Origin of the sequence: Kribbella sp. VKM Ac-2571 (assembly GCF_004362255.1) — a bacterium.
Classification (GTDB): domain Bacteria; phylum Actinomycetota; class Actinomycetes; order Propionibacteriales; family Kribbellaceae; genus Kribbella; species Kribbella pratensis.
Genome location: NZ_SNWS01000003.1, coordinates 66,602 through 87,159 on the forward strand (window position 1 = coordinate 66,602; position 20,558 = coordinate 87,159).

At 69.1% G+C, this 20,558-nt stretch carries 17 protein-coding genes; 8 read left to right on the plus strand and 9 right to left on the minus strand.

Annotated features, from left to right (window positions below):
• Positions 1–18: 18 nt before the first annotated feature.
• The gene (locus EV651_RS07625) at positions 19–876 is read right to left on the minus strand and encodes a DUF3152 domain-containing protein (protein WP_133783522.1); all 858 of its coding nucleotides are present in this window, start codon (positions 874–876) and stop codon (positions 19–21) included.
• A 48-nt stretch (positions 877–924) separates the two neighbouring features.
• Positions 925–2,118 (minus strand): ATP-binding protein, encoded by a 1,194-nt coding sequence (locus EV651_RS07630; protein ID WP_133783524.1) that lies wholly within the window; start codon positions 2,116–2,118, stop codon positions 925–927.
• Between the two features lie 149 nt (positions 2,119–2,267).
• Here EV651_RS07630 and EV651_RS07635 point away from each other — a divergent pair, with 149 nt between their 5' ends.
• Entirely contained in the window at positions 2,268–3,281 is a 1,014-nt protein-coding gene (locus EV651_RS07635; protein ID WP_133783526.1) for a GTP pyrophosphokinase family protein, read from the plus strand.
• On the opposite strand, the gene EV651_RS07640 is transcribed toward EV651_RS07635, so the two are convergent.
• Together EV651_RS07640 and EV651_RS07645 are read right to left on the minus strand one after the other, a co-directional pair.
• Positions 3,278–3,826: a dihydrofolate reductase family protein gene (locus EV651_RS07640; RefSeq protein ID WP_133783528.1), complete on the minus strand. Its 549-nt coding sequence runs from the start codon at positions 3,824–3,826 to the stop codon at positions 3,278–3,280. The genes EV651_RS07635 and EV651_RS07640 overlap by 4 nt on opposite strands.
• 1 nt (position 3,827) lies before the next feature.
• Positions 3,828–5,255, minus strand: coding sequence for an MFS transporter (locus EV651_RS07645; RefSeq protein WP_133783531.1), 1,428 nt, complete (start codon positions 5,253–5,255; stop codon positions 3,828–3,830).
• 164 nt (positions 5,256–5,419) lie between these two features.
• Here EV651_RS07645 and EV651_RS07650 point away from each other — a divergent pair, with 164 nt between their 5' ends.
• From EV651_RS07650 to EV651_RS07660, 3 genes are all read left to right on the plus strand, one after another.
• Positions 5,420–7,180: an ABC transporter ATP-binding protein gene (locus tag EV651_RS07650; protein ID WP_133783533.1), complete on the plus strand. Its 1,761-nt coding sequence runs from the start codon at positions 5,420–5,422 to the stop codon at positions 7,178–7,180.
• Positions 7,177–8,955: an ABC transporter ATP-binding protein gene (locus tag EV651_RS07655; RefSeq protein ID WP_133783535.1), complete on the plus strand. Its 1,779-nt coding sequence runs from the start codon at positions 7,177–7,179 to the stop codon at positions 8,953–8,955. The genes EV651_RS07650 and EV651_RS07655 overlap by 4 nt, the downstream gene beginning before the upstream one ends.
• 61 nt (positions 8,956–9,016) lie before the next feature.
• A complete protein-coding gene (locus EV651_RS07660) occupies positions 9,017–10,795 on the plus strand; it encodes an alpha/beta fold hydrolase (protein ID WP_238156728.1) in 1,779 nt (592 codons plus the stop codon).
• Here EV651_RS07660 and EV651_RS07665 read toward each other — a convergent pair.
• The 3 genes from EV651_RS07665 to EV651_RS07675 form a co-directional block, all read right to left on the minus strand.
• Positions 10,767–11,678, minus strand: coding sequence for an LD-carboxypeptidase (locus tag EV651_RS07665; RefSeq protein WP_133783537.1), 912 nt, complete (start codon positions 11,676–11,678; stop codon positions 10,767–10,769). The genes EV651_RS07660 and EV651_RS07665 overlap by 29 nt on opposite strands.
• A 10-nt stretch (positions 11,679–11,688) precedes the next feature.
• Positions 11,689–15,021 carry a phosphodiester glycosidase family protein gene (locus EV651_RS07670; protein ID WP_238156729.1) on the minus strand — a complete coding sequence of 1,111 codons (3,333 nt, stop codon included), beginning with the start codon at positions 15,019–15,021 and terminating at the stop codon, positions 11,689–11,691.
• Positions 15,022–15,160: 139 nt separating this feature from the next.
• Positions 15,161–15,829 carry a response regulator transcription factor gene (locus EV651_RS07675; protein WP_238156730.1) on the minus strand — a complete coding sequence of 223 codons (669 nt, stop codon included), beginning with the start codon at positions 15,827–15,829 and terminating at the stop codon, positions 15,161–15,163.
• A 155-nt stretch (positions 15,830–15,984) separates the two neighbouring features.
• Between EV651_RS07675 and EV651_RS07680 the strand changes: the two genes are divergently transcribed.
• From EV651_RS07680 to EV651_RS07690, 3 genes are read left to right on the plus strand one after another with little or no spacing between them, the layout of a single operon-like run.
• Complete coding sequence (locus EV651_RS07680) at positions 15,985–16,527, plus strand: hypothetical protein (protein ID WP_133783542.1); 543 nt, start codon at positions 15,985–15,987, stop codon at positions 16,525–16,527.
• 27 nt (positions 16,528–16,554) lie between these two features.
• Positions 16,555–17,706, plus strand: a complete 1,152-nt coding sequence (locus EV651_RS07685) for a sensor histidine kinase (RefSeq protein WP_133783544.1) — start codon at positions 16,555–16,557, stop codon at positions 17,704–17,706.
• A 15-nt stretch (positions 17,707–17,721) separates the two neighbouring features.
• Positions 17,722–18,864: a sensor histidine kinase gene (locus EV651_RS07690; protein WP_133783546.1), complete on the plus strand. Its 1,143-nt coding sequence runs from the start codon at positions 17,722–17,724 to the stop codon at positions 18,862–18,864.
• Between the two features lie 11 nt (positions 18,865–18,875).
• Here EV651_RS07690 and EV651_RS07695 read toward each other — a convergent pair whose 3' ends face one another.
• Entirely contained in the window at positions 18,876–19,199 is a 324-nt protein-coding gene (locus EV651_RS07695; protein ID WP_133783548.1) for a rhodanese-like domain-containing protein, read from the minus strand.
• 102 nt (positions 19,200–19,301) lie between these two features.
• Between EV651_RS07695 and EV651_RS07700 the strand changes: the two genes are divergently transcribed.
• On the plus strand, positions 19,302–20,138 hold the full coding sequence (locus tag EV651_RS07700) for a hypothetical protein (protein WP_133783550.1): 837 nt from the start codon (positions 19,302–19,304) through the stop codon (positions 20,136–20,138).
• Here the strand turns inward: EV651_RS07700 and EV651_RS07705 are convergent.
• The gene (locus EV651_RS07705) at positions 20,112–20,555 is read right to left on the minus strand and encodes a DUF2871 domain-containing protein (RefSeq protein ID WP_133783552.1); all 444 of its coding nucleotides are present in this window, start codon (positions 20,553–20,555) and stop codon (positions 20,112–20,114) included. The genes EV651_RS07700 and EV651_RS07705 overlap by 27 nt on opposite strands.
• Between the last annotated feature and the right edge of the window lie 3 nt (positions 20,556–20,558).

Here is a 20,558-nt window from a genome sequence, read left to right on the forward strand (position 1 = left end):
CCCGTCGTACCCAGTTTCTCAGGTGGCCTTGATCGTCGGCCAGGCGTTCGGCAGGCAGCCGGCCAGACCCTTGGTCTGCTGCATCATCACCGGCGCGGGGGTCTTCGGGGTCGTGCAGGTCGAGTGCCCGTGGCCGAGCGCGTGCCCGACCTCGTGGTTGACCAGATAGCTGCGGTAGAGGTCGACCTGCCCGTTGTACGCCGGGATCGCGTAGAGCCACCGCTTCGCGTTGAGCACGACGCGGTCCTCGACGCGGCAGGAGACCTCACCGCCGGTGTCGAGCGGCAGGCACAGCTTGTCGGTCAGGGTCGGCGTCGCGAGGATGATCCGGAGGTCGGCGTCGACGCTGTCCGTCCGCTCGAAATTCACCTCGTGCACCGCCTGCCAGCCGCGCGGGTCCGTCAGCGTCTTGTGGATGGCCGCCGCGACCGCGGCACCGTTCACCGACACGCCCTGCTCGATCTCCACGCGGTACGTCATCTTGTCGCGCACACCGGTCGCCTTGTTGAACCCAGGCACCACGGCGAGCTTCCCGGTCGACACCAGGACGTTCGGCTTCGCACCCTTCGGCTTGCGCGTCAGGGTCGGTGCCGGTCGCAACGGAGTGGTGAACTTCTGCGTCGGCGTGGCAATCGGAACCGGCGTCGTCTTGGGCGTGACCGGCTCTTCCTGAGCAACCTCGTTGACCCCTGCAACCGCCTGCGCTGCCAGGCTGTTGCGGTGCGCGACATCCGGATGCGCCACCACCACAGTCCCCAGCACCGCCAACGCAGTCACCACAAGCCACTGACCCTTGTACGACTTCCGCCGACTGTGCCGCCCACTCCGCCGACGCCCAGGCGTGTGTCCGCGCTGGCCGCTCCGCCGGGTGGTCATGACACTCGACCCTACCGATACCTGCCAAGGCACGAAAGCCCGGTTTCGTTAAGCCGTCCGCGTCCGCAGGAATTTCCCGAAGTGGGGGACGGTGAAGGCGACGGTGCCGCGTTCGGCGGAGAAGACCAGGCCTTTCTTGATCAAGCCGTCGCGGGCGGGGGACAGGGACTGGGGTTTGCGCTTGAGGGTGTTGGCGACCTCGGCGGTGGGGACGGAGCCGTCGTCGACGCCGATGCCGAGCTCGGCCATGGCGCGCATGTACTCGCGTTCCGCGGGGGTGGCGCGTTCGTAGCGCGAGCCGAAGAAGCCGACGGTCAGCTCGGCCGACGCCTCAGGTCCTGCGACCGCGACGTCCTTGATGGTGATGGGTGAGGCCGGCGCGTGGTCCCAGGTCGAGTGCGCGAACGCCTGCACGAAGTACGGGTAGCCATCCGTCTGCGCGTACAGCTCGTCCAGCGCCTCCTCGTCGTACTGCACACCTTCGCTCTCCGCCGGCACCATCAGCGCCCGGTCGCATGCCTCCCGCGCCAGGCGGTCGACACGGATGTAGCGGAACAGCCGCTCGGAGTACGACTTGCTGGCCGACAGTACGGCGGGCAGATGCGGCAGACCCGCGCCGACGACGACCAGCGGCGCGCTTTGCTGCGAGATCTCGTGACACGCGGCGCACAGTGCGGACAGGTCGTCCGAACTGATGTCCTGCATCTCGTCGATGAACAGCCCGACCCCGACCGTCAGGTCACCCGCCAGGTCCGCGGCGTCGGTGAACAGCTCGATCAGGTCCATCTCCAGGTCACCGGAGTCGGCCCGGCCCTTTGCGGCGGCCACGTCCACCGGCGGATGCCAGCGGATCCCCTTCCGGTCGTTCGCCGCCGTCCGCAACGCGAAGGCCTTCAGTACGGCGCTGAACTGGTCGACCTTCTCGTCGTCGCGGTGCCGGTGTCCCAGCTCCCGCATCGCCGTGTGCAGCGCCTGCGCGATCGGCAGCCGGATGCTCTGGTCCGGCCGTGCTTCGATCTTCCCGGTGCCCCACGCCCGCTTGATCGCCTGCGAACGCAGTGTGTTGAGCAGCACCGTCTTACCCACGCCCCGGAGGCCGCTGAGCACCAGGCTCCGCTCCGGTCTGCCTGCCGCGACCCGTTCGAGCACTACCTCGAACTGCCGCACCTCGGTGTCGCGTCCGGCCAGCTCAGGCGGCCGCTGACCGGCGCCGGGCGCATAGGGATTCCGGATCGGATCCATGCTTTCACTGTATGAGGCCGTATAGCGTTTTCCGTAGATTGACCGATCGACGGCCAGAGCGTGTCGCGACAGGTCTCTACAGCTTTCTAGCGAAATCACTAGAAACCGATAGACACCACGAGCGACCTGCGGGCCACTATGGTTCCGGCATGGTGGAGTGGGTTCCGCAGGCTGGTGCGCTGTACGAGCGGGTGCACCAGCAGTACGTCGGCGGCGCACGCAAGCTCGAGGCGCTGATCAACGAGCTGATCGGTGAAGAGGAAGGCATCAACTACCTGACCGCCACCGCCCGGGCGAAGGATCCGGAGTCGTTCCTCGCGAAGGCGTCGAAGCCGCATCCCGATGATCCGACCCGACCGAAGTACGACGATCCGCTGAACCAGATCACCGACCTGGTCGCGGCCCGTGTCATCACGTTCCTGGTCGAGGCGGTGGACCGGGTCTGCGAGGTGATCGAGGAAGAGTTCGAGATCGTCGAGCACACCGACATGGGCGCGCACACCCGGGCGCAGGGCGTCTTCGGGTACGCCAGCAAGCACTACCTGGTCCGGCTGAACGAGCACCGCCGGGAGCTGCCGGAGTACGCCGTACTGAAGAACCTGGTGATGGAGATCCAGGTCCGGACGGCGGTCCAGCACGCGTGGGCCGAGTTCGAGCACGACATCCGGTACAAGCTGGACATCCCGCCGGACCGCAAGCCCGAGTTCGACCGGCGGTTCCTGCTGGCCGCCGCGTTGATGGAGCTCGCCGACAACGAGTTCACCGAGATCGACCGGCTGTACCGCGAGCTGGCCGCGACCGCATCGGACAAGGCGCCGTTGGACCTCACGACGGGCACGTTGACGACGTACCTGACCCGCCGCTACCCCGACGCGCCGCACGCGAAGACCACGCACTATGCGTGGATCCTGGGCATCCTGCACCGCCTCGGCATCACTACGGAGGAGCAGCTCACCGAACTCCTCACAGGTATCGACAGCGAAGCAGTGCAGGCAGCCATGACGCACCGGGCCCCGGCCGGCACGGTACGACGCCTCGACGACGACCTACTCGCCGCCGAGGGACCTGCCTACCTAGACCTGTTCCCCGACGAAGAGCGCCGCCAAAAGATCCTCCGCGGCCGCCTCAAGGCCCTGAACCGCGCCGGGCTGGTCGAGAGTTAGCGGCTGTAATCCAGCTTGACCACGTTCCCGTCGAAGGTCCGCGCACCGGTCAGCGTCAGGCCCTGCCGGGACGACAACCCCTCCAGGATCGACGGTCCATGGCCTAGCGCCACCGGGTGCACGTAGATCTCGTAAGCGTCCACCAGGTCCCGGTCGGCCAGTGCAGTGATCAGCTGTGGGCTACCGATCACATAGAGGTCGCCCTCGGCGGTTCTGCGGTACTCCTCGAGCCCATCGAGCTCGTGGACCACGGTCGTGTTCCAGTCCGCGGACTGGAGTGTCCGCGAGAACACCAGCTTCGGCATCGCCGTCCAGACCTTGCCGTACTCAACCAGGAACGGCGCCCCTTCGGCGGTCGGCCAGTATCCGGCCATGCCGTCGTACGTGTTCCGTCCGTAAACGAACATTCCCGCCGTCCGGTGTACGTCGACGAAGTGCGCGTGCAACTCGTCCTTCACCTGCATCCAGTCGAGTGCGCCGCCTTCCGCCGCCACCCGGCCGTCCAGCGAAGCCTGCACCGACACCACGATCTTGTTGTTTGTCATGTCACCTGGTCGGAGCAGCACCGGGATCTTTGACAAGCGCCTCCGCGGTACCGCGAGCCCAGCGGCTCGTGGTGATGACGCCGAGGACAAGAACCAGGGCTCCGCAGCCCGCGATGATGTACCAGCAGAGCAGGGCGGCGCTGACGAAACCTGTTTCGAAGGAGCCGACCAGGCGGGCGGTGAGGACGGTGCCGGCGACAGCGACGCCCAGGGAGGCGCCGACCTGGCGGCTGGTGGAGGCGATGGCTGCGGCCACACCTGCCTGGGCCCGTGGCATGCCGGAGACGGCGGCATTGGTAATAGGTGCGTTCAGCATGCCGAAGCCGAGTCCGAAGACCAGGTAGCTGATCAGCAGATGCACGGTGGCAGTAGTAGTGGTCAGCTGAGACAGCAGCAGCCCGGACGCGGTCAGCATGGTGCCGGCCACCACTAGTGGTACCCGCGGACCTCTGTGACCGACCAGCCAACCGGACACCGGTGCGAACACCACGGTCATCGCAGCCATCGGCAGCGTGAGCAGACCGGCGTGCAGTGCGGTGAAACCACGCACCGACTGCAGATAGAGCGAGTTGAGGAACAGGAACGCCGACAGCGCCGAGAAACCGCACACCGCGATCAGCGTGGCACCGGAGAACGGTGCACTCCGGAAGAACCGTGGCTCCAGCAGCGGCTGCTCTCGACGGCGCTCGTAGTACACGAGCGCCACGAGTGCGACAACGCACACGACGAAGCACCCGATGATCAACGGCGACCCCCACCCGGCGGACCGGCCCTCGATGATCCCGTACGTCAGACCACCCAGCAGCAGTACGACGAGTACCTGCCCGACCGGATCCATCCGCCGCGGCACGGCGGCGCGCGACTCGGGGACGAAGAACGCAGTCATCAGTACGGCGGCCACCGCAACCGGCACGTTGATCCAGAAGATGAAGCGCCACCCGGCCGCGTCCACGAGCGAACCGCCGACGACCGGACCGACCGCCATGCTCAGCCCGACCACACCGCCCCAGACACCGATCGCCTGCGCACGCTCGCGCGGGTTCGTGAAGGTGTTCGTGATGATCGACATCGCCACCGGGTTCAGCATCGACCCGCCGACGGCCTGCAGCACCCGGAACGCGATCAGCAGATCGACGCTCGTCGCGACTCCGCACAGCAACGACCCGATCCCGAAGAGCACCAGCCCGACCTGGAACGTCCGTCGGCGCCCGACGCGGTCCGCCGTCGACCCGGAGACCATCAGGAGGCTGGCCAGCACCAGCGTGTAGGCGTCGATCGTCCACTGCAGCTTCGCGACGGAGGCCCCGAACTCGAACCGGATCGCCGGCAGCGCCAGGTTCACGATCGTCGAGTCCAGACCGACGATGAACAGGCTGGAGCAACAGATCGCCAGCACCAGCAGCCGCCGCCCCCGCGTCAGCTCCTCCACCCGGCTCCCTCCGTCCGTTGAAGACTTTACTACCGGTTCTGGAAACGGTTCCCGGGTGTCCGGGAAAACGGATTGACGGACTGTCGGCGGGGCCGCCTAGGCTTGATCTGTTCGCCTGGTCAGGTGCCTTCTTCCCACCCCTCTATGCCTCCTTGTGAGACGTCATGTCTTTGCGCCTTGTCCCGTTCGCCGATCCGGGTGTGCCCGACACCCGATCCGGCCTCCGACTCATCCTCTGGCTGGAGCACCAGCAACTGCGTGGGCAGGCCCTCGCAGTGTTCTGGGGCCTCGTGTACTTCGGCGGCATCGCCGCCGCTCCGGTCGCCGTCGGTCTCGCCGTTCAGGCGGCGATCGACCTGTCCTGGCCCAAGCTGATGCTGGCCGGTGCCCTCCTGCTCGCCTTCGGCGCGGCCAAGGCCGGCGCCGACTCGTTCTTCCACCGCGCCGTGGTGACGAACTGGATCAGTACGGCGTCCCGCCTGCAGCAGCTGCTGTTCCGCAAGGCCGCGGAGCTGGGCTCGCTGCTGACCCGCCGGATCGCCGCCGGCGAGGTGGTCGCCGTGAGCAGCGGCGACGTCGAGAAGATCGGCTGGTTCGTCGAGGTCCTCGGCCGGTTCGTGGCCGCGCTGCTGACCTGCTTCGCGGTCGTGATCGGCCTGCTGCTGTACGAACCGCAGCTCGGTCTGGTGGTCTTGGTCGCCGTACCGGTGCTCGCGTTCTCGATCGTCCCGCTGATGGGTCCCGCGGAGCGCCGCGCGGACGAGCAGCGGGCCAAGGGCGGCCGGGCCACGGAGCTGGCCGCCGACACCGTCGCCGGTCTGCGCGTGCTGCGCGGTATCGGCGGTGAGCAGCTGTTCCTTGAGCGGTACCGCGACGCATCCCAGGAGTACCGGAGCAGTGCGGTCCGCAGCGCCCGGATGTGGTCGCTGATCGCGGCCCTGCAGGTGCTGCTGTTCGGGCTGTTCCTGGTGGTCGTCGTCTGGATGGGTGTGCGGCTGGTGACGTCCGGCCACATCTCGGTCGGCGAGCTGGTCACGACGTACGGCTTCATCACGTTCATGCTGGTGCCGCTGCACACGTTCGAGGAGACCGCGAGCGCGTTCACCTTCTCGAAGGTCTCGGCGCGCCGGGCCGCGCGCGTGCTGTCGTTGCAGCGGACCGACGACACCAAGGGGACCGCTGCGGCCCAGCTGCCGGAGGGCGACGTGCTCGACCCGGTCACCGGGCTGCATGTCCCGGCCGGAAGCTTCACCGCGGTCGTCTGCGGCAACCCGGACCAGGGCGGTCTGCTGGCCGACCGTCTGGGCGGCCACAGCCCGTCAGCTACCGACGAGGCGTCCGTGCTGCTCGACGGCGTCGCGCTGGACGACATCCCGCTGGAGTCGGCGCGCACCGTCGTACTTGTGCAGGACAAGGACCCGGTGCTGTTGTCAGGCGCGGTGCGCGAGCTGTTCGACGTACCGGCCAGTGGTGCGGTCTCACCCGAGACAGCATTGGACGCGGCGCAGTGCGCGGACATCCTCGACGTACTGCGGCAGACGCTGCCGGCTGGTGAGTCCGACGCCATGAACGCGCTGCTGACCGAGCGTGGCAGGTCGCTGTCCGGTGGCCAGCGGCAGCGGGTGGCGTTGGCTCGCTCGCTGTACGTCGACCCGCAGGTGCTGGTGCTCGACGAGCCGACCAGTGCGGTCGACGCGCACACCGAGGCGCGCATCGCGGACGGTCTGCAGTTGCTCCGCGCCGGCCGGACCACGGTGGTGTTCACATCCAGTCCGCTGATGCTGGACCGGGCTGAGCGCGTCGTGTTCGTGCCGGACGGCCGCGTCGAGGCGGTCGGCACGCACCACGAGCTGCTGCACACCAACGCGCGGTACCGCGCCGTTGTGACCCGTGAAGAAGAAGCAACGTTCGAGGAGTCGGTGTGAAGCGCCCCGAGTACGACCCGGCAGCCCCGCAGGAGGTAGTGCGGCTCCCGGTGGCCAGTAGCGCGACCGTCCGTGCCTACATCAAGGAGCTGTTCCGCCGGCACCGGCGCAAGTTCCTGTGGCTGACGCTGGTGAACGCGGTGGCCGCGCTGAGCGGCATGGTCGGCCCGTGGCTGCTCGGCAACGTCGTGCAGAAGCTGTCCGAGGGCCACACCGATGTGGACCTGCCGTACGTCGTGATCGGCTTCGTCATCGCCCTCGCGGTGCAGACGGTGTTCGTGCGGCTCACGCGCCTGCGCGGCGCAGTGCTCGGCGAGGAGATGCTCGCGGATCTCCGTGAGGACTTCCTGGTCCGTGCGGTCGGACTGCCGCCGGGCGTGCTGGAGCGCGCCGGGACGGGTGACCTGCTGTCCCGGATCACCACGGACATCGACCGGCTGTCGCACGCGATGCGGGACGCCGTTCCGCAGCTGACGATCGCGATCATCTGGGCGTCGCTGCTGATCGGCGCGCTGATCGTGACCGCACCGGCGCTGGCGGTGGCCGTGGTGATCGCGGCGCCGATCCTGATCATCGGCGGCCGGTGGTACTTCCGCCGCGCACCATCGGGATACCGGTCCGAAGCGGCCGGGTACGCCGCGGTCGCGTCAGCGCTGGCCGAGACGGTCGACGCCGGCCGGACCGTCGAGTCGCACCGGCTCGGTGCCCGCCGGATCGCCGTCGGCGACACCCGGATCGGCCAGTGGGTCGCCTGGGAGCGGTACACGCTGTACCTGCGGATGATCCTGTTCCCGGTGATCAACATGACCCACACGGTCGCGTTGGCCGCCGTACTGGTCATCGGTGGCGGTTTCGCGATCCAGGGCTGGCTGACGGTCGGTGCGCTGACCACAGGTGCGCTGTACATCCAGATGCTCGTCGAGCCGGTCAACATGATGATCCGGTGGTACGACGAGTTGCAGGTGGCACAGGTGTCGTTGGCGCGGCTGGTCGGCGTCCGTGAGGTGGAGACCGAGGCGACGACGAGCGAGGACGAGCCGGACGGGCGGACGGTGCTGGCCGACGACGTACGGTTCGGGTACCTGGAGGGCCGCGACGTACTGCACGGGGTCACGTTGACGGTCGAGCCAGGTGCCCGCGTGGCGCTCGTCGGGCCGTCCGGTGCGGGCAAGTCGACGCTGGGGCGTCTGCTGGCCGGCATCTACTCGCCACGCGTCGGTGACATCACCTTGGGTGGTGCGGCGCTGGACCGGATGTCAGCCGAGCAGGTCCGTAGTCACGTTGCCCTGGTCAACCAAGAGCACCACGTGTTCGTGGGCAGCGTGCGGGACAACCTGCGACTGGCCAAGCAGGACGCGTCCGACGCGGACCTGTGGGCGGCACTGCGGTCGGTCGACGCCGACGGCTGGGTGGCCGGGTTCGACAACGGGCTGGACACCGAGGTGGGCTCCGGTGGGGTCTCGCTGACGCCGGCGCAGGCGCAGCAGGTCGCGCTGGCGCGTCTGGTGCTTGCTGACCCGCACACGCTGGTCCTGGACGAGGCGACCTCGTTGATGGACCCACGTGCGGCCCGGCACCTTGAGCGGTCGCTGGCGACCGTGCTGGAGGGCCGGACCGTGGTGGCGATCGCGCACCGACTGCACACCGCGCACGACGCCGACGTGATCGCGGTGGTCGAGGACGGCAAGATTGTCGAGCTGGGCGGCCACGACGAACTGGTCGACGCCCAAGGCGCGTACGCCGCGCTCTGGCACTCCTGGCACGGCGACCGATGACGACCAGGGGGTGTCCGGCGGAGCACCGTCGGACACCCCCTGGTCGTGTGAGGATGAAAGCGTGCTGCTGACGACGCTCTTCTCTCTTCCCACCACCATGGCCCTGGACGTCGACGACGAGGGCCGCATGCTGGTCCTGTACGACGACACCGGCACCCGTCAGGTCAACGAGGTCGACCCGGACGGGACCTGGCGTGCACTCACCGATCTCGACGACACCTGCCGCGGCGCCCGGTTCGTTCCGGGGAGCAGCCGTGTGGTCGTCGAGCACGACACCGGCGGTGACGAACGCGGTCAGCTGTCGCTGCTCGACCTCGACGAGCCCGGTCTGCCCACACTGACCCCACTGGTCCCCGACGCCGAGTACATCCACCACCTCGTCGCAGCTCGGGCCGGCAGTGTTCTCTACACGACGAACCGCCGCAACGGCGTCGACTTCGACCTGGTCACCCACGACCTGGCCACCGGCCGCGAGACCGTTCTGTACGCCGGCGGCGGTTGGGTGATGGGCGTCGACACGTCGCCGGACGACAAGTGGGTCGTGCTCTCGAAGGCGAGCAGCCCGGCGAACTCGAGGCAACTGCTCCTGCTCGAGACATCGAGCCGCACCGTCACCGAGCTCACCGCGGAGGACGCGCACAACGACCAGGGGCCGGTCGCCTGGCTGCCCGACTCGTCCGCGTTCCTGGTGTCGAGCAACGCGGACCGCGACCGGATGGCGATCCGCCGGTACGACGTCAGCACCGCAGAGTGGAGCGAACTCCTCGCGGACGACGCCCGCGACCTCGCCGGCTGGCCCTCACCGGACGGCGAGCACCTGTTGGTCGGCGTACTGGAGGACGGGGAGGTGGCGCTGGCGCTGCATCGGCTGGAGGACGGGTCGGCGATCGCTCCGCTCGACCTGCCCGCCGGTGGCTGCGCGGCGCTGCAGTACGCCACCCCGGACCCGATCTGGTCGCCGGACGGCTCGTTCGCGGCGATCACCTACAACTCCCCGGTCGTCCCGCCGACCGTGTACCGGTTCGTACCGGGCGGTGAACTGACCGCGCTACGCCCGGTGGAGGTCCCGGCCGAGCTGCAGCACCCGGAGAGCATGCGCGTTCCCTCGTTCGACGGAGAACAGGTGCCGGTGTTCGTGTTCCGGCCGACCGGTCCGAGCCTGGGGTCCACAGTCGTCCATGTGCACGGCGGTCCAGAAGGCGCCGCGATGCGGATCTGGAGCCCGATCATCTCGGCGCTGGCCGGTGAGGGCCACACAGTCGTCGTACCGAACGTCCGCGGCTCGGCCGGCTACGGCAAGCGCTGGTACTCGCTGGACGACCGTGAGTTGCGGCTGGACTCGGTGAAGGACCTGGCCGCGATCAACGCGTGGCTGCCGACGATCGGTGGCGACCCGCAGCGTGCAGCGCTCTGGGGCGGTTCGTACGGCGGGTACATGGTGCTGGCCGGTGTCGCGTTCCAGCCGGACCTGTGGGCGGCCGGCGTGGACATCGTCGGAATCGCTTCGCTGGTGACGTTCCTGGAGAACACGTCGGACTACCGCCGGGCGATGCGGGAGCGCGAGTACGGGTACCTGGCGACGGACCGGGAGTTCCTGGAGTCGGCGAGTCCGCTCAGCCGCGTCGACGACATCCGGGCGCCGCTGTTCGTCATCCACGGCGCCAACGACCCACGGGTCCCGTTGTCGGAGGCAGAGCAGATCACGGACGCTCTGACGAAGCGCGGCGTACCGTGCCAGCTGCTCGTCTACCCGGACGAGGGCCACGGCTTGGCCAAGCTCACGAACCGCCTGGACGCCTACCCGCAAGCGTTCAGCTTCCTGCGAGACCACTTGGGATAAGGGACCCAGCGGTCGCGTCGAGCCGTACCGGCAGTCCCAGCGGCACGGCGAGGTTCAGCGCCTCATGTCCGATCGCCGCACCCTCCACCGTCGGTACGCCGAGTGGCTCGAGCCGCTCTCGGATGGTGTCGTCGAGTCCCTCGCCGCCCTTGCTGAAGTCACCGATGACCAGACCGGTCACCTGCTCGAACCACCCGGCCCGCAACAGCTGGGTGAGCAGCCGGTCGGCTTGGTACGCCTCCTCGTTGACCTCTTCGAGTACGACGACACCCACCGGCGGCGCGTAGGTCGGCGTACCGATGCTTGCCGCCAGCAACGCCAGGTTGCCCCCGCGCAGTAGACCCTCGGCGACGCCGTCCACCACAGTGCGTGCCCCGACTGGTGCGAGCAGGTCGGTGACGGTCTCTGGCTCGAACAGGAGCGCCCGCAGCCGTTCACGTGCCGCATCTGTGTCGAGCTGCTCCACAGCAGCAGCCATCGGCCCGTGCAGAGTCACGAGACCACGTGCGTTCAGCGGCTCGTGCAGCGCGGTGATGTCGCTGAACCCGACGAACCACTTCGGTACGGCGACCAGCTCGTCGACGTCGACGTACTCGAGCATCCGCTGCACGCCGTACCCACCGCGTGCGCAGAACACCGCGGCGTACCGCGGGTCCAGCCAGGCGTTCCGCAGGTCCTCTGCCCGTGCCTTGTCGTCGGCCGCGAGGTACGTGAACCGCTCGTGCCCGGCCAGCACCGACGGCATCACGTCCACCTCGAGTCCCCAGGACCTGAGGTGGACCACTCCGGCGTCGAGCCGCGAAGCGTCCACCCGCCCCGACGGCGCCACCACAGCAACCCGGTCGCCGCTCCGCAGCCGCTGCGGCACCACCACGTCAGTCACGCCGCCGACGCTACCAACCGACCTGCAGCGTCGAGCTCTTGGAGACCCCGTTCACCGTTACCCCCAGCTGGGCTGTGCCGGGGCGTAGTGCGGTCAACACGCCAGTGGACGGGTCATAGGAGGCGACTGCCCAGAACGGGGCCGTCTTCGCGGGACCGATGTGCAGGGTGGACGAGCCCCACCAGTCCGCCGACACCGGGAACGCGACCGGTACTCGACGGCTCTCCTGTACGACGGTTGCTGCCGCCGTGCCGGTCTCGCCGCGCCTCAGAGACGTCGGCGCAGTCAGCTCGAGGGAGTCGACGTGCGGTCGCAGCTCGACCTGGAACCACGGGTGTGCCGACGAGCTGGGTGTCGTCGCGATTCCGACCAGTGCCCAGCCCGTGAAGCCGCCGGCGTCCGGTGCCGCCGCGGGGCTCTTGCCGGAGTTGCCGGTCAGCGGAAGCAGTACGCCGTCGGTCCGGGTCGCGGCGAACGTGCCCGCGTGCCCCGCCATGTACGCCGCGCCCTTGCCGGTCGAGGCGCGGAAATCGGCCAGCCACTTCACGATCATCGCGGCTTCCTTGCGGTCACCGAGCTGCGAGTTCTGGGTCGGCGACGGGTCGTCGATCGGGTGGTGGGCCATCACCACGACGTTCTTGATCGACTTGTTCGTCGCCGCGTCGTCGAGTTGCTTGCGGAGATCGAGAATCTGGTCGAACCCTCCGGCGCGCAGCGATCCGAGCGACGAGTCCCGCAGTACGAACCGGGTGCCCAAGTGATCGAACGTACTGGTCGCGTTGCCGAAGACCTTCTTCCACTCGGACAGGTCGCCCGGGCCGTACGTCTCGTGGTTGCCCGGCACGTAGTGCACCGGTACCTTGCCGGCCACCTCCTCGTCGATGATCTGCTTGGCCAGCGCGATGTCCGGGCCGAACGCGCGGTCCACGAAGTCGCCGTTGATCACGAGGAACTCGGGCTTCTGGGCGAGCGCCTCGCGGATCGTCCGGCGGGCCTGCTTCACGTAGTCCGAGTTCGGGTCGTCGGAAGTGAACTGCGCGTCCGACATCACCGCGAACCGCCAGCGATTGCTCGTGGTCACGGTCCCGTCGGTCACGACCATCGGGTCGATCACCGTCGCCGGCGGGTCCATCGTGACCGGCGGCGCGCTGCGGACAGTCAGGTCGTCGACCACGATTCGGCCCGAGTACTGCCGGGTCGGCGAGGTCTCGACGACGTAGATCCGCCAGAAGCGCAGCGGCATCGCCAGTCCGGGCGGGATGTCCGCCTCGACGTACTTCCAGCCGGTCCAGTCGACCGTGGGAGCCAGGTTGAGCGTCTGCGCCGTCCCGCCGGCAGCGTCGTACGCGTTGGCGCGCAGCCAGGCGCCCTTGCCGTCGCCGTACACCCAGGCGCCGAGCTTTTGCGGCTGCCCAGGCAGCGTCTGCTGCGGAGTTTGCGAGAGGTACGCCGCTCGCGTGGCAGTGCTGCCCGTCAGCGAGTAGTCGAGCGCGATCGCCTGCCCGCCGTCATGCCCTTCCGCAGCGGACAGCGATGCCGTCGCCTTCCCGGCCGGTACGGCGTTCGCTGCCCACTTGGTGACGTCGTCGAGCTCGTCTACCACCGTGCTGGTCAGGCCGGCCGTGACGCTGAGCTGTGTGCTGAGCGTGCCGACGGTCGCGGTCACCACGGCCGAGACGGCCTCGCCGCTCACCGCGTTGACCTCGAAACCATTGCCCTTCGCAACGATCTTCACCAGTGCCGGGTCGTAGCTGAGCTTGACGTCGCGCGGCTCGATCCAGGTCGAGAACCCGTCGGCGTCGTACCCGTCGACCTCGAAGAAGCCCTTGGCGGCGGCGTCGGCGAGCGAGACCTGCCGGGTCGAGGGCGCCAGGCGGGCCGGCGTACCGAGGACTGTCATCGGGAACCTTCCGTTCGCCGCGCCACGGGTCGCGGTGACGATCACGTCACCGGCGCGGCGGCCGGTGACCACACCGTTCTGGTCGACGCGGACGTTGCTGCCGGCGTACCAGAACGGCGTACCGGTCGCGGGCGCGTAGGTCTCGTCGTGACCTGTGGCGCTGAGGACTCGGCTGAGTCCGGTCAGGACACGGGAGCTGCGGGAGAGGTCGGTGTCGGGGCTCTCCTCGGACGTGCCGACGGCCTCGACACGGAAGCCTTTGAGCTGGCCGGAGCCCTTGACCGGGACCAAGCCGAGTCCGTTCGGGATCAGCCGCTCGCCGCCGTCGGACGGGTCGTTCACGACCTCCGGCGCGGCCTTGCCCGGGGTCCGGGCGAGCATCGTGGAGGAGCCGCCGCCGTCCAGGTTGAGCGCGTCGTCAGCCCCGAGGCTGATCATCAGCTGGCCCATTTCCTTCAGCGACAGGCCCCGCGAACCGGTCGCGCGGCCGTCGACGGTGAGCAGGATCATCCGGCTGCCGTCGGCGTCGAACCCGATCGCGGTGCGCGGCGCCAGGTCGGCGTCGGGCACCGTGTCCGGGACCTTGCCGTCCTGCGCGAGCTGGTAGTTGCCGCTGACGGCGGCGGCCACCTCACCCGCGTCCGGGCGCAGGCCGTACTCGACGCCGACCTTGTCGCCCACCTCGAACGCGGTGAGCGCGTCGGCGCCGGCCTCGCGGCCGATCAGCGCCTGCTCATTGGCGGCCAACGGGGTGGTGGCCGGAGTGGTGGCCGAGGAGACGACCACACCGTCGCGAAGGATCACCTCACGCACGGTCGGCAGGCCGTCCACGGTCCGGGTCCGGGCTGCGTCGCCCCACTCCGGGGTGTAGAGGCCGATGCCGCCGGCGTTGACGGTCGGCGAGTTGAGGTTGGTCAGCTCGAGCTTCGTGCCGTCGTCGGTCGCCGTACCTTGCAGGAAAAGCTCGGCGATCTTGCCGAGGCCGTCCTTGCCGATCACCGCGGTGTCGTTGTGGCCGGCGGCCGGCGCGTTCAGCAACTTGCCGGATTCGACCCCGACACCCAGCGGCGCCGTCGTGTCGTTGATGTCGAAGAAGTCCCCGTTGACGCCGGCGATCGCGCCCTTGCGGGCCAGTTGCTGACTGAGCGGCTGACCGCCGGAGACCTTGCCGGTGTTGACCAGGTCGACGGTCACGCCGTGCTTGTCCAGGTCGGTGTCGAGGATGTCCCCGCGCTGCCAGCCCTTCGCGTCCAGGCGCTCGAACGAGGTGTAGTTCACGCCGGGCGCGACCGGACTGTCGTCACGGGACGTCAGGACGCCGGTTTCGGCGATCGCGGCGTCCGGGATGCCTGCAGTCGTTTCGGCTGCAGCTGGACTGACCAGGACGCCGGCCAACAGGCCACCTACGCCGATCGCTGTGGTCAAGGGACGGATGAGCGACACAGGAGCCTCCCCACGGTGGACGGACGCGGTCATCCGACGCCGCGCTCGCTACCGCCTCATGAGCCGCAGGTGTACGCCGATCAACCGACCGGTGACAAAGTAACCCCTGCGGTCACCGCGTGGAAGGTTTTTCTCCAGATCAGGCCGGACGGATGAACCCGGTCTCGTACGCGACCACCACGGCCTGCACGCGGTCGCGGACGCCGAGCTTGGTCAGCATCCGGGCGACATGCGTCTTCACCGTCGTCTCGGCCACCACGAGTTCGGCCGCGATCTCGGCGTTGGACAGGCCGCGCGCGATCAGTCGCAGTACGTCGAGTTCGCGCTCGGTCAGCGCCGTCAGCTCGGCCGGCAGGCCACGAGGTGCGGACGGCTCGGCGAAGCGCTCGACCAGTCGCCGGGTGATCGCCGGCTCGATCAACGAGTCGCCGGTGGCGGCCGCGCGGACGGCGGCGATCAGCCGGGTCGACGGCGAGTCCTTGAGCAGGAATCCGGCCGCGCCCGCACGCAGTGCGCGGTACACGTACTCGTTCTGGTCGAACGTGGTGAGCACGATGATCGTCGGCGGGTCCGGCTGCCGCCGGATCTGCTCGGTCGCGGACAGCCCGTCGAGCTCAGGCATCCGGATGTCCATCAGGATCACGTCCGGCCGGGTGAGCTGTGCCTGCCGGACGGCCGCCGTACCGGTATCGGCCTCGGCGACCACCTCGATGTCGCCCTCGGCCTCCAGGATCACCCGGAACCCGGTGCGGACGAGCGTCTGGTCGTCGGCGACCAGCACCCGGATCTTGCGGGAGGTCTCAGGCACACGCTGATTGTGCGTCATCCGCGCGGCGGATGCCGTCATCCCCGCGGACGACGCCGGGTCCGGAGGATCGTCCTTGCGCCAGACGTGGACGACCGGCGCCGGAATCTACCTTCACGCCATGGGGTCATGAGACCCGGGGACGAAGGGACAAACCGATGAACGAGAGCTTGCAGGGGATCAGGCCCCTCGACTACGTGCTGGCCGGTCTGATGACTGCTGCGGGTGCGCTGGTGATGGTCGAGAACATCACGGCGACCGACGCCGACCTACCGCACCCGCTGTCGACGACGACGTGGGCGATGCTGCCGGTCTTCCTGCTGGTCACGCTGCCGATCCTGTGGCGGCGGCGCAACATCCTCGCGGTGGTCGGCATCACGGCTGTCACCACACTGGCGCATGTGATCGCCTTCGGCTGGGTGACCCGCTGCGGCGTCGTGATCCCGCTGGGCTTCGCGCTCGCGTACGCCGTTGCGCGGTACGCCGGCTCCTGGCTCAACCAGCTGATCGGTCTGGCCGGCGTGGTCGTCGTACAGCTCGCGATGCTGGCGCGGGACGCGTCGATCGACACGGTGGCCAGTGCACTGACGATCGTGCTGCCGGGCATCGCGCTCTTCTACGCGGCCGGTGTCCTCGTGCAGAATCGAGTCACCAAGCGGTCCGGGGGGATCGCGCCGGTGCACGAGCACACGGCTGCCTGAGCGGGACCGCTGGAGTAGGAGCAGGCCATGATCCTCGAAGGAGTGAAGGCCCGCGACTGGGGAATCGCGGGCGGCCTGACCCTGCTCGGCGTGCTCCTGATGATCGAGAACACCCAGACGACCGACGCTCAGGTGCGCAACGCCATCGCGGAGGGATCGATGGCGCACGCCCAGAGCTCGCACTCGCTGTGGATGATCCCGGTCTTCGCACTCGCGACGATTCCGGTCCTGTGGTGGCGGCGAGGCATCCTCGCCGTCGCCACAATCGCCGTACTGGCGATGGGTTCGCACGACCTGCTGTTCGGCTGGGTGACCCGCTGCGGCGCGGGCCTTCCGATCGCGTTCGTCCTGGCGTTCCTCGGAGCGCTGGCTGCCGACCGGACGACGGCCTGGATCGTGGGCGGACTCAGCGTCGTCCTCACGGTGCTCGTGCTGGTGATCGACGCGACGACCGGGCCGGGCGCGATCCTGCTGGCGCTGCCGATCGTCTGCATCGTGTTCGGGGTCGGCCTCGCGGCTCGTCGTCGTACGGCGCTGAACGAAGAGCTGGCGATCCGGGAAGCCGAGTTGCGGCAACTGCGGGACGAACGGGCTGCCATCGAGGTGGCCGACGACCGGGCCCGGCTGTCCCGGCAGCTCGACGGATTGCTGCAGGATCGGCTCGCCGACCTCACCACGGCGGCCGAATCCGCGAACGGCTTGCCGCCCGCACAGGCGAAGGCGGTCCTGGAGTCGATCGAGTCAGGCAGCCGCCGGACGTTGGACGACATGCGGGAGATCCTCGGGCTGTTGCGCGGTGACGACGTGTCGCTCGCACCGGCGCCGACAGTCGCTCATCTCGACACGTTGCTCGCCCGGCTCCGTACGGCGCACTCACAGCTGGTCGTGACGGGCGACCCGCGGGCATTGCCTGCGACGGTCGAGCTGTCGGCGTACCGGATCGTCGAGCATCTGGTGACCGCGCTGGCCGATCGGGCCGACGCTCCGATCGTGGTGACGGTGCGGTTCGACGCCGATGCGCTCGAGATCCGGGTGAACGGTCAAGTGGGCGAGGTCGCCGACCTGAAGGCGGCCGTGGCCCGGGCCAAGGAGCGCGCGAAGCTGCTGGGCGGTTCGCTCGACCTGAAGGTCGCCAAGGGCCGGGCGGGCGCGGTCGCTCAGCTTCCGGTCGTCGGCTGAGCGGGGGCGACGGTCGTGCGCAGGCTCGAGCAGGTCGGGATCGTGGTGCTGGTCGCCGCGCTCGTCGCCCTGCCGACCGCCATCCACGGGTGGCCGACGACCGTTGCCGGGAACCTCTTCACGGCCGCTCTGCTGGCCAGCGGATTGACGGTGGTGTGGTGGCGAAGTCATCCGCGGATGGTCGCTGTGGCCGGTGCCGCGCTGTGGCTGGTGCCCACGCTGCTGTCCGATTACGGGTGGTTCCCGGACACGACGTTCGCGATCCTGGCGCTGGTCACGCTGGTGGCGGCGCTCGGATGGTCGGGGCGGGCGGCGTGGGTCTGCGCGGGCGTGCTGGCGGCGTACCTGTTCGTGCTCTGGCTGATCCTCGGCGAGGGCAACGAGGTGCCGTTGATCATGTTCAGCCTGCCGAGCTTCCTCGCCGGCACAGTACTGCGGTTGCACCGGGAGTCGGCCGAGGAGCTGGCACGGCGCGGGCGTGAGCTCGAGGAGGAGCGCGACCTGTTCGCGGAGCTCGCCGTACGGCACGAACGGGCCCGGATCGCATCCGAGCTGCACGACATCGTCGGCCACGCGATCAGCGTGATGGTGATCCAGGCCGCGGCCGGACAGCGGCTGGTCGAGCGGGATCCGGTCGGGACCGAGAAGGTGTTCGCCGGGCTGGCGGAGTCGGCCCGGCAGGGGTCCGACGACCTGCGGCGACTGGTCGAGCTGCTCGGCGGAATGGAGGTCGGTGGCCCGGACCTGTCCTTGATCGACGAGGTGGTGACCCGGGCGGCGCGGAGTGGATTGGATGTGTCGTGCCGGTTCGAGGGGTCCCGTGACGGGGTATCCACTCCGGTAGCGCACGCTGCCTTCCGCGTCGTACAGGAGAGTCTGACGAACGCACTGCGGTACGCGCCAGGCGCCGCAGTCCGCGTGGTGGTGAACAGCACCGGCCGGGATCTGACCGTCCGGGTCACGAACGGTACGGCGCTACGGGAACGGCCGCTGCTGTCGGGTACGGGTCGCGGGCTCGCCGGATTGCGGGAGCGATTGCAGGACCTCGGCGGTCAGCTGGTCGCCGGGCCGATCGCGGGAGGCTGGCAGGTCGAGGCGAGCCTGCCCGATGACGGTGGCCGTCGCCGGGCCGGACGCTCAGGCCCCGGTCGTCGCTGAGCCGAGAACGGTCAGTTCGTGCTGACCGGGCGGCCGGAGGTCTGCCAGGCGTGCATGCCGCCGTCGAGGTTGATCGCCTCGCGGCCGAGCTGGTTCAGGAACTGGGTGGCCATGCCGGAACGGCCGCCGACCGCGCACACGCAGAGCACCTTCTGGTCCAGCGGCACCTCGCCCACGCGCTCCTGGAGCTCGCCGAGCGGGATGTGCGTGGCGCCCTCGATGTGACCGCGGTCCCACTCGTCCGGCTCCCGCACGTCGAGCACGAACGCCTCCGCCAGCAGGTCGTCGTCGAGCTCGGCCACCACGACCGAAGGAATCTCCTGGTTCCGGAACATGCCCCAAGCATGTCAGACCCGGGGGCAGGCGGTTGCCCGGAGTCCGGATAAGGCGTTGACAGCGGACGGCGGATTTCGGACCGTGGCTCGAAGGAGGCTGCGGTGGCACTGATTCAGGGGATCCCGGGGGAGTTCGAGCCGCAACCCTGGGGCGAGGCGGTCCTGCGGAGTCGCGAGCTGCTCCTGCTCCGCATCGCCTGCCGGCCACCGGACCACGAGGTACGGCTGCCCGGCCTCGCGACCACGCCGCGGCACGTCGTCGAGGACCACACCGGTAGGGCACTCACCTGGCGCCGCGACGGTGACGACCTGGTCGTCCGGCTGCCGGAGGCCGGTGAGCCACCGGTGGTCCGCGTCGCGCTGCAGGGCAAGCTGCGGATCGTCCCGCCGGACACCGTCACCGCCAACGCCGACGGCGTCTGGGACCTGACTCCGACCGGTACGCCGGCCCACCTCGTCGCCCGCCGCGCCACCGATGTCGCCGTACGGTTCTTCGGCCTGGTCGATGCCGACACCCGGCACCAGATCCGGTTGGCCGGTCGCAGGTACAGCGTGACCGGTCACGAGCTGACCCGGACCACGATCGGCCCGTTCCCGATGCCCGAGCTCCGCGTCCTTCCGCTGACAGTGCCGACCGGCGTACGGCGGGTGCTCGTCGCACCGGTCGGCACCGTGCTGGCCTCGATCCACCCCGGCCGCGACGAACTCACCGTGGTCGTGACGAATTTCGGCCGGACCCCGGCGCGTGGCGAGGTCGAGCTCCCACTCCCGGCCGGGTGGTCCGCGAGTGAGCAGGCGTGGACGTTCGACGGTCTCGACCCGGGCCGGTCGATCGGCTGGGCGACACGGATCGCCGGCCCGGCAGGTGCACGCGAACTGCGGGTGCGCCTGGACGCGGGCCGGCGCTCGGCGTCATCGCCGTACGTCGTGGACCTCTGAGCTGGGCGCCTCCTCCTTGGCGGGCAGGCACTTGCCGAGGTTGACGAAGAAGAAGATCAGGCCGAGGGTGATGGTGATGTGGCCCAGGCCGGAGATGCCGTCGAGGGCGGCGCCGGGCTCGTGGCCGAGCACGGTCATCGAGCCGCGGACGATCATCAGCCCGATGGTGAGCGCGAGGCCCGCGTTGTAGACCCAGAAGAACGCGGTGAACAGCTTGCCCGCGGTCAGGGTGAAGAGTTTCTCGAGCGCGAGCACGATCAGGAAGAACAACATGCCCAACGCAAGGATGTGCGTGTGGACGACGCTGAGCTGCGAGTCGCCGGTGAAGTCGTTCAGCTTGGTGAACTCGCGGTAGAACAGCCCGCTGACCAGCCCGAGAATCATGTAGACGTGTGCTGCCACGTAGATCTTCCGCATGGC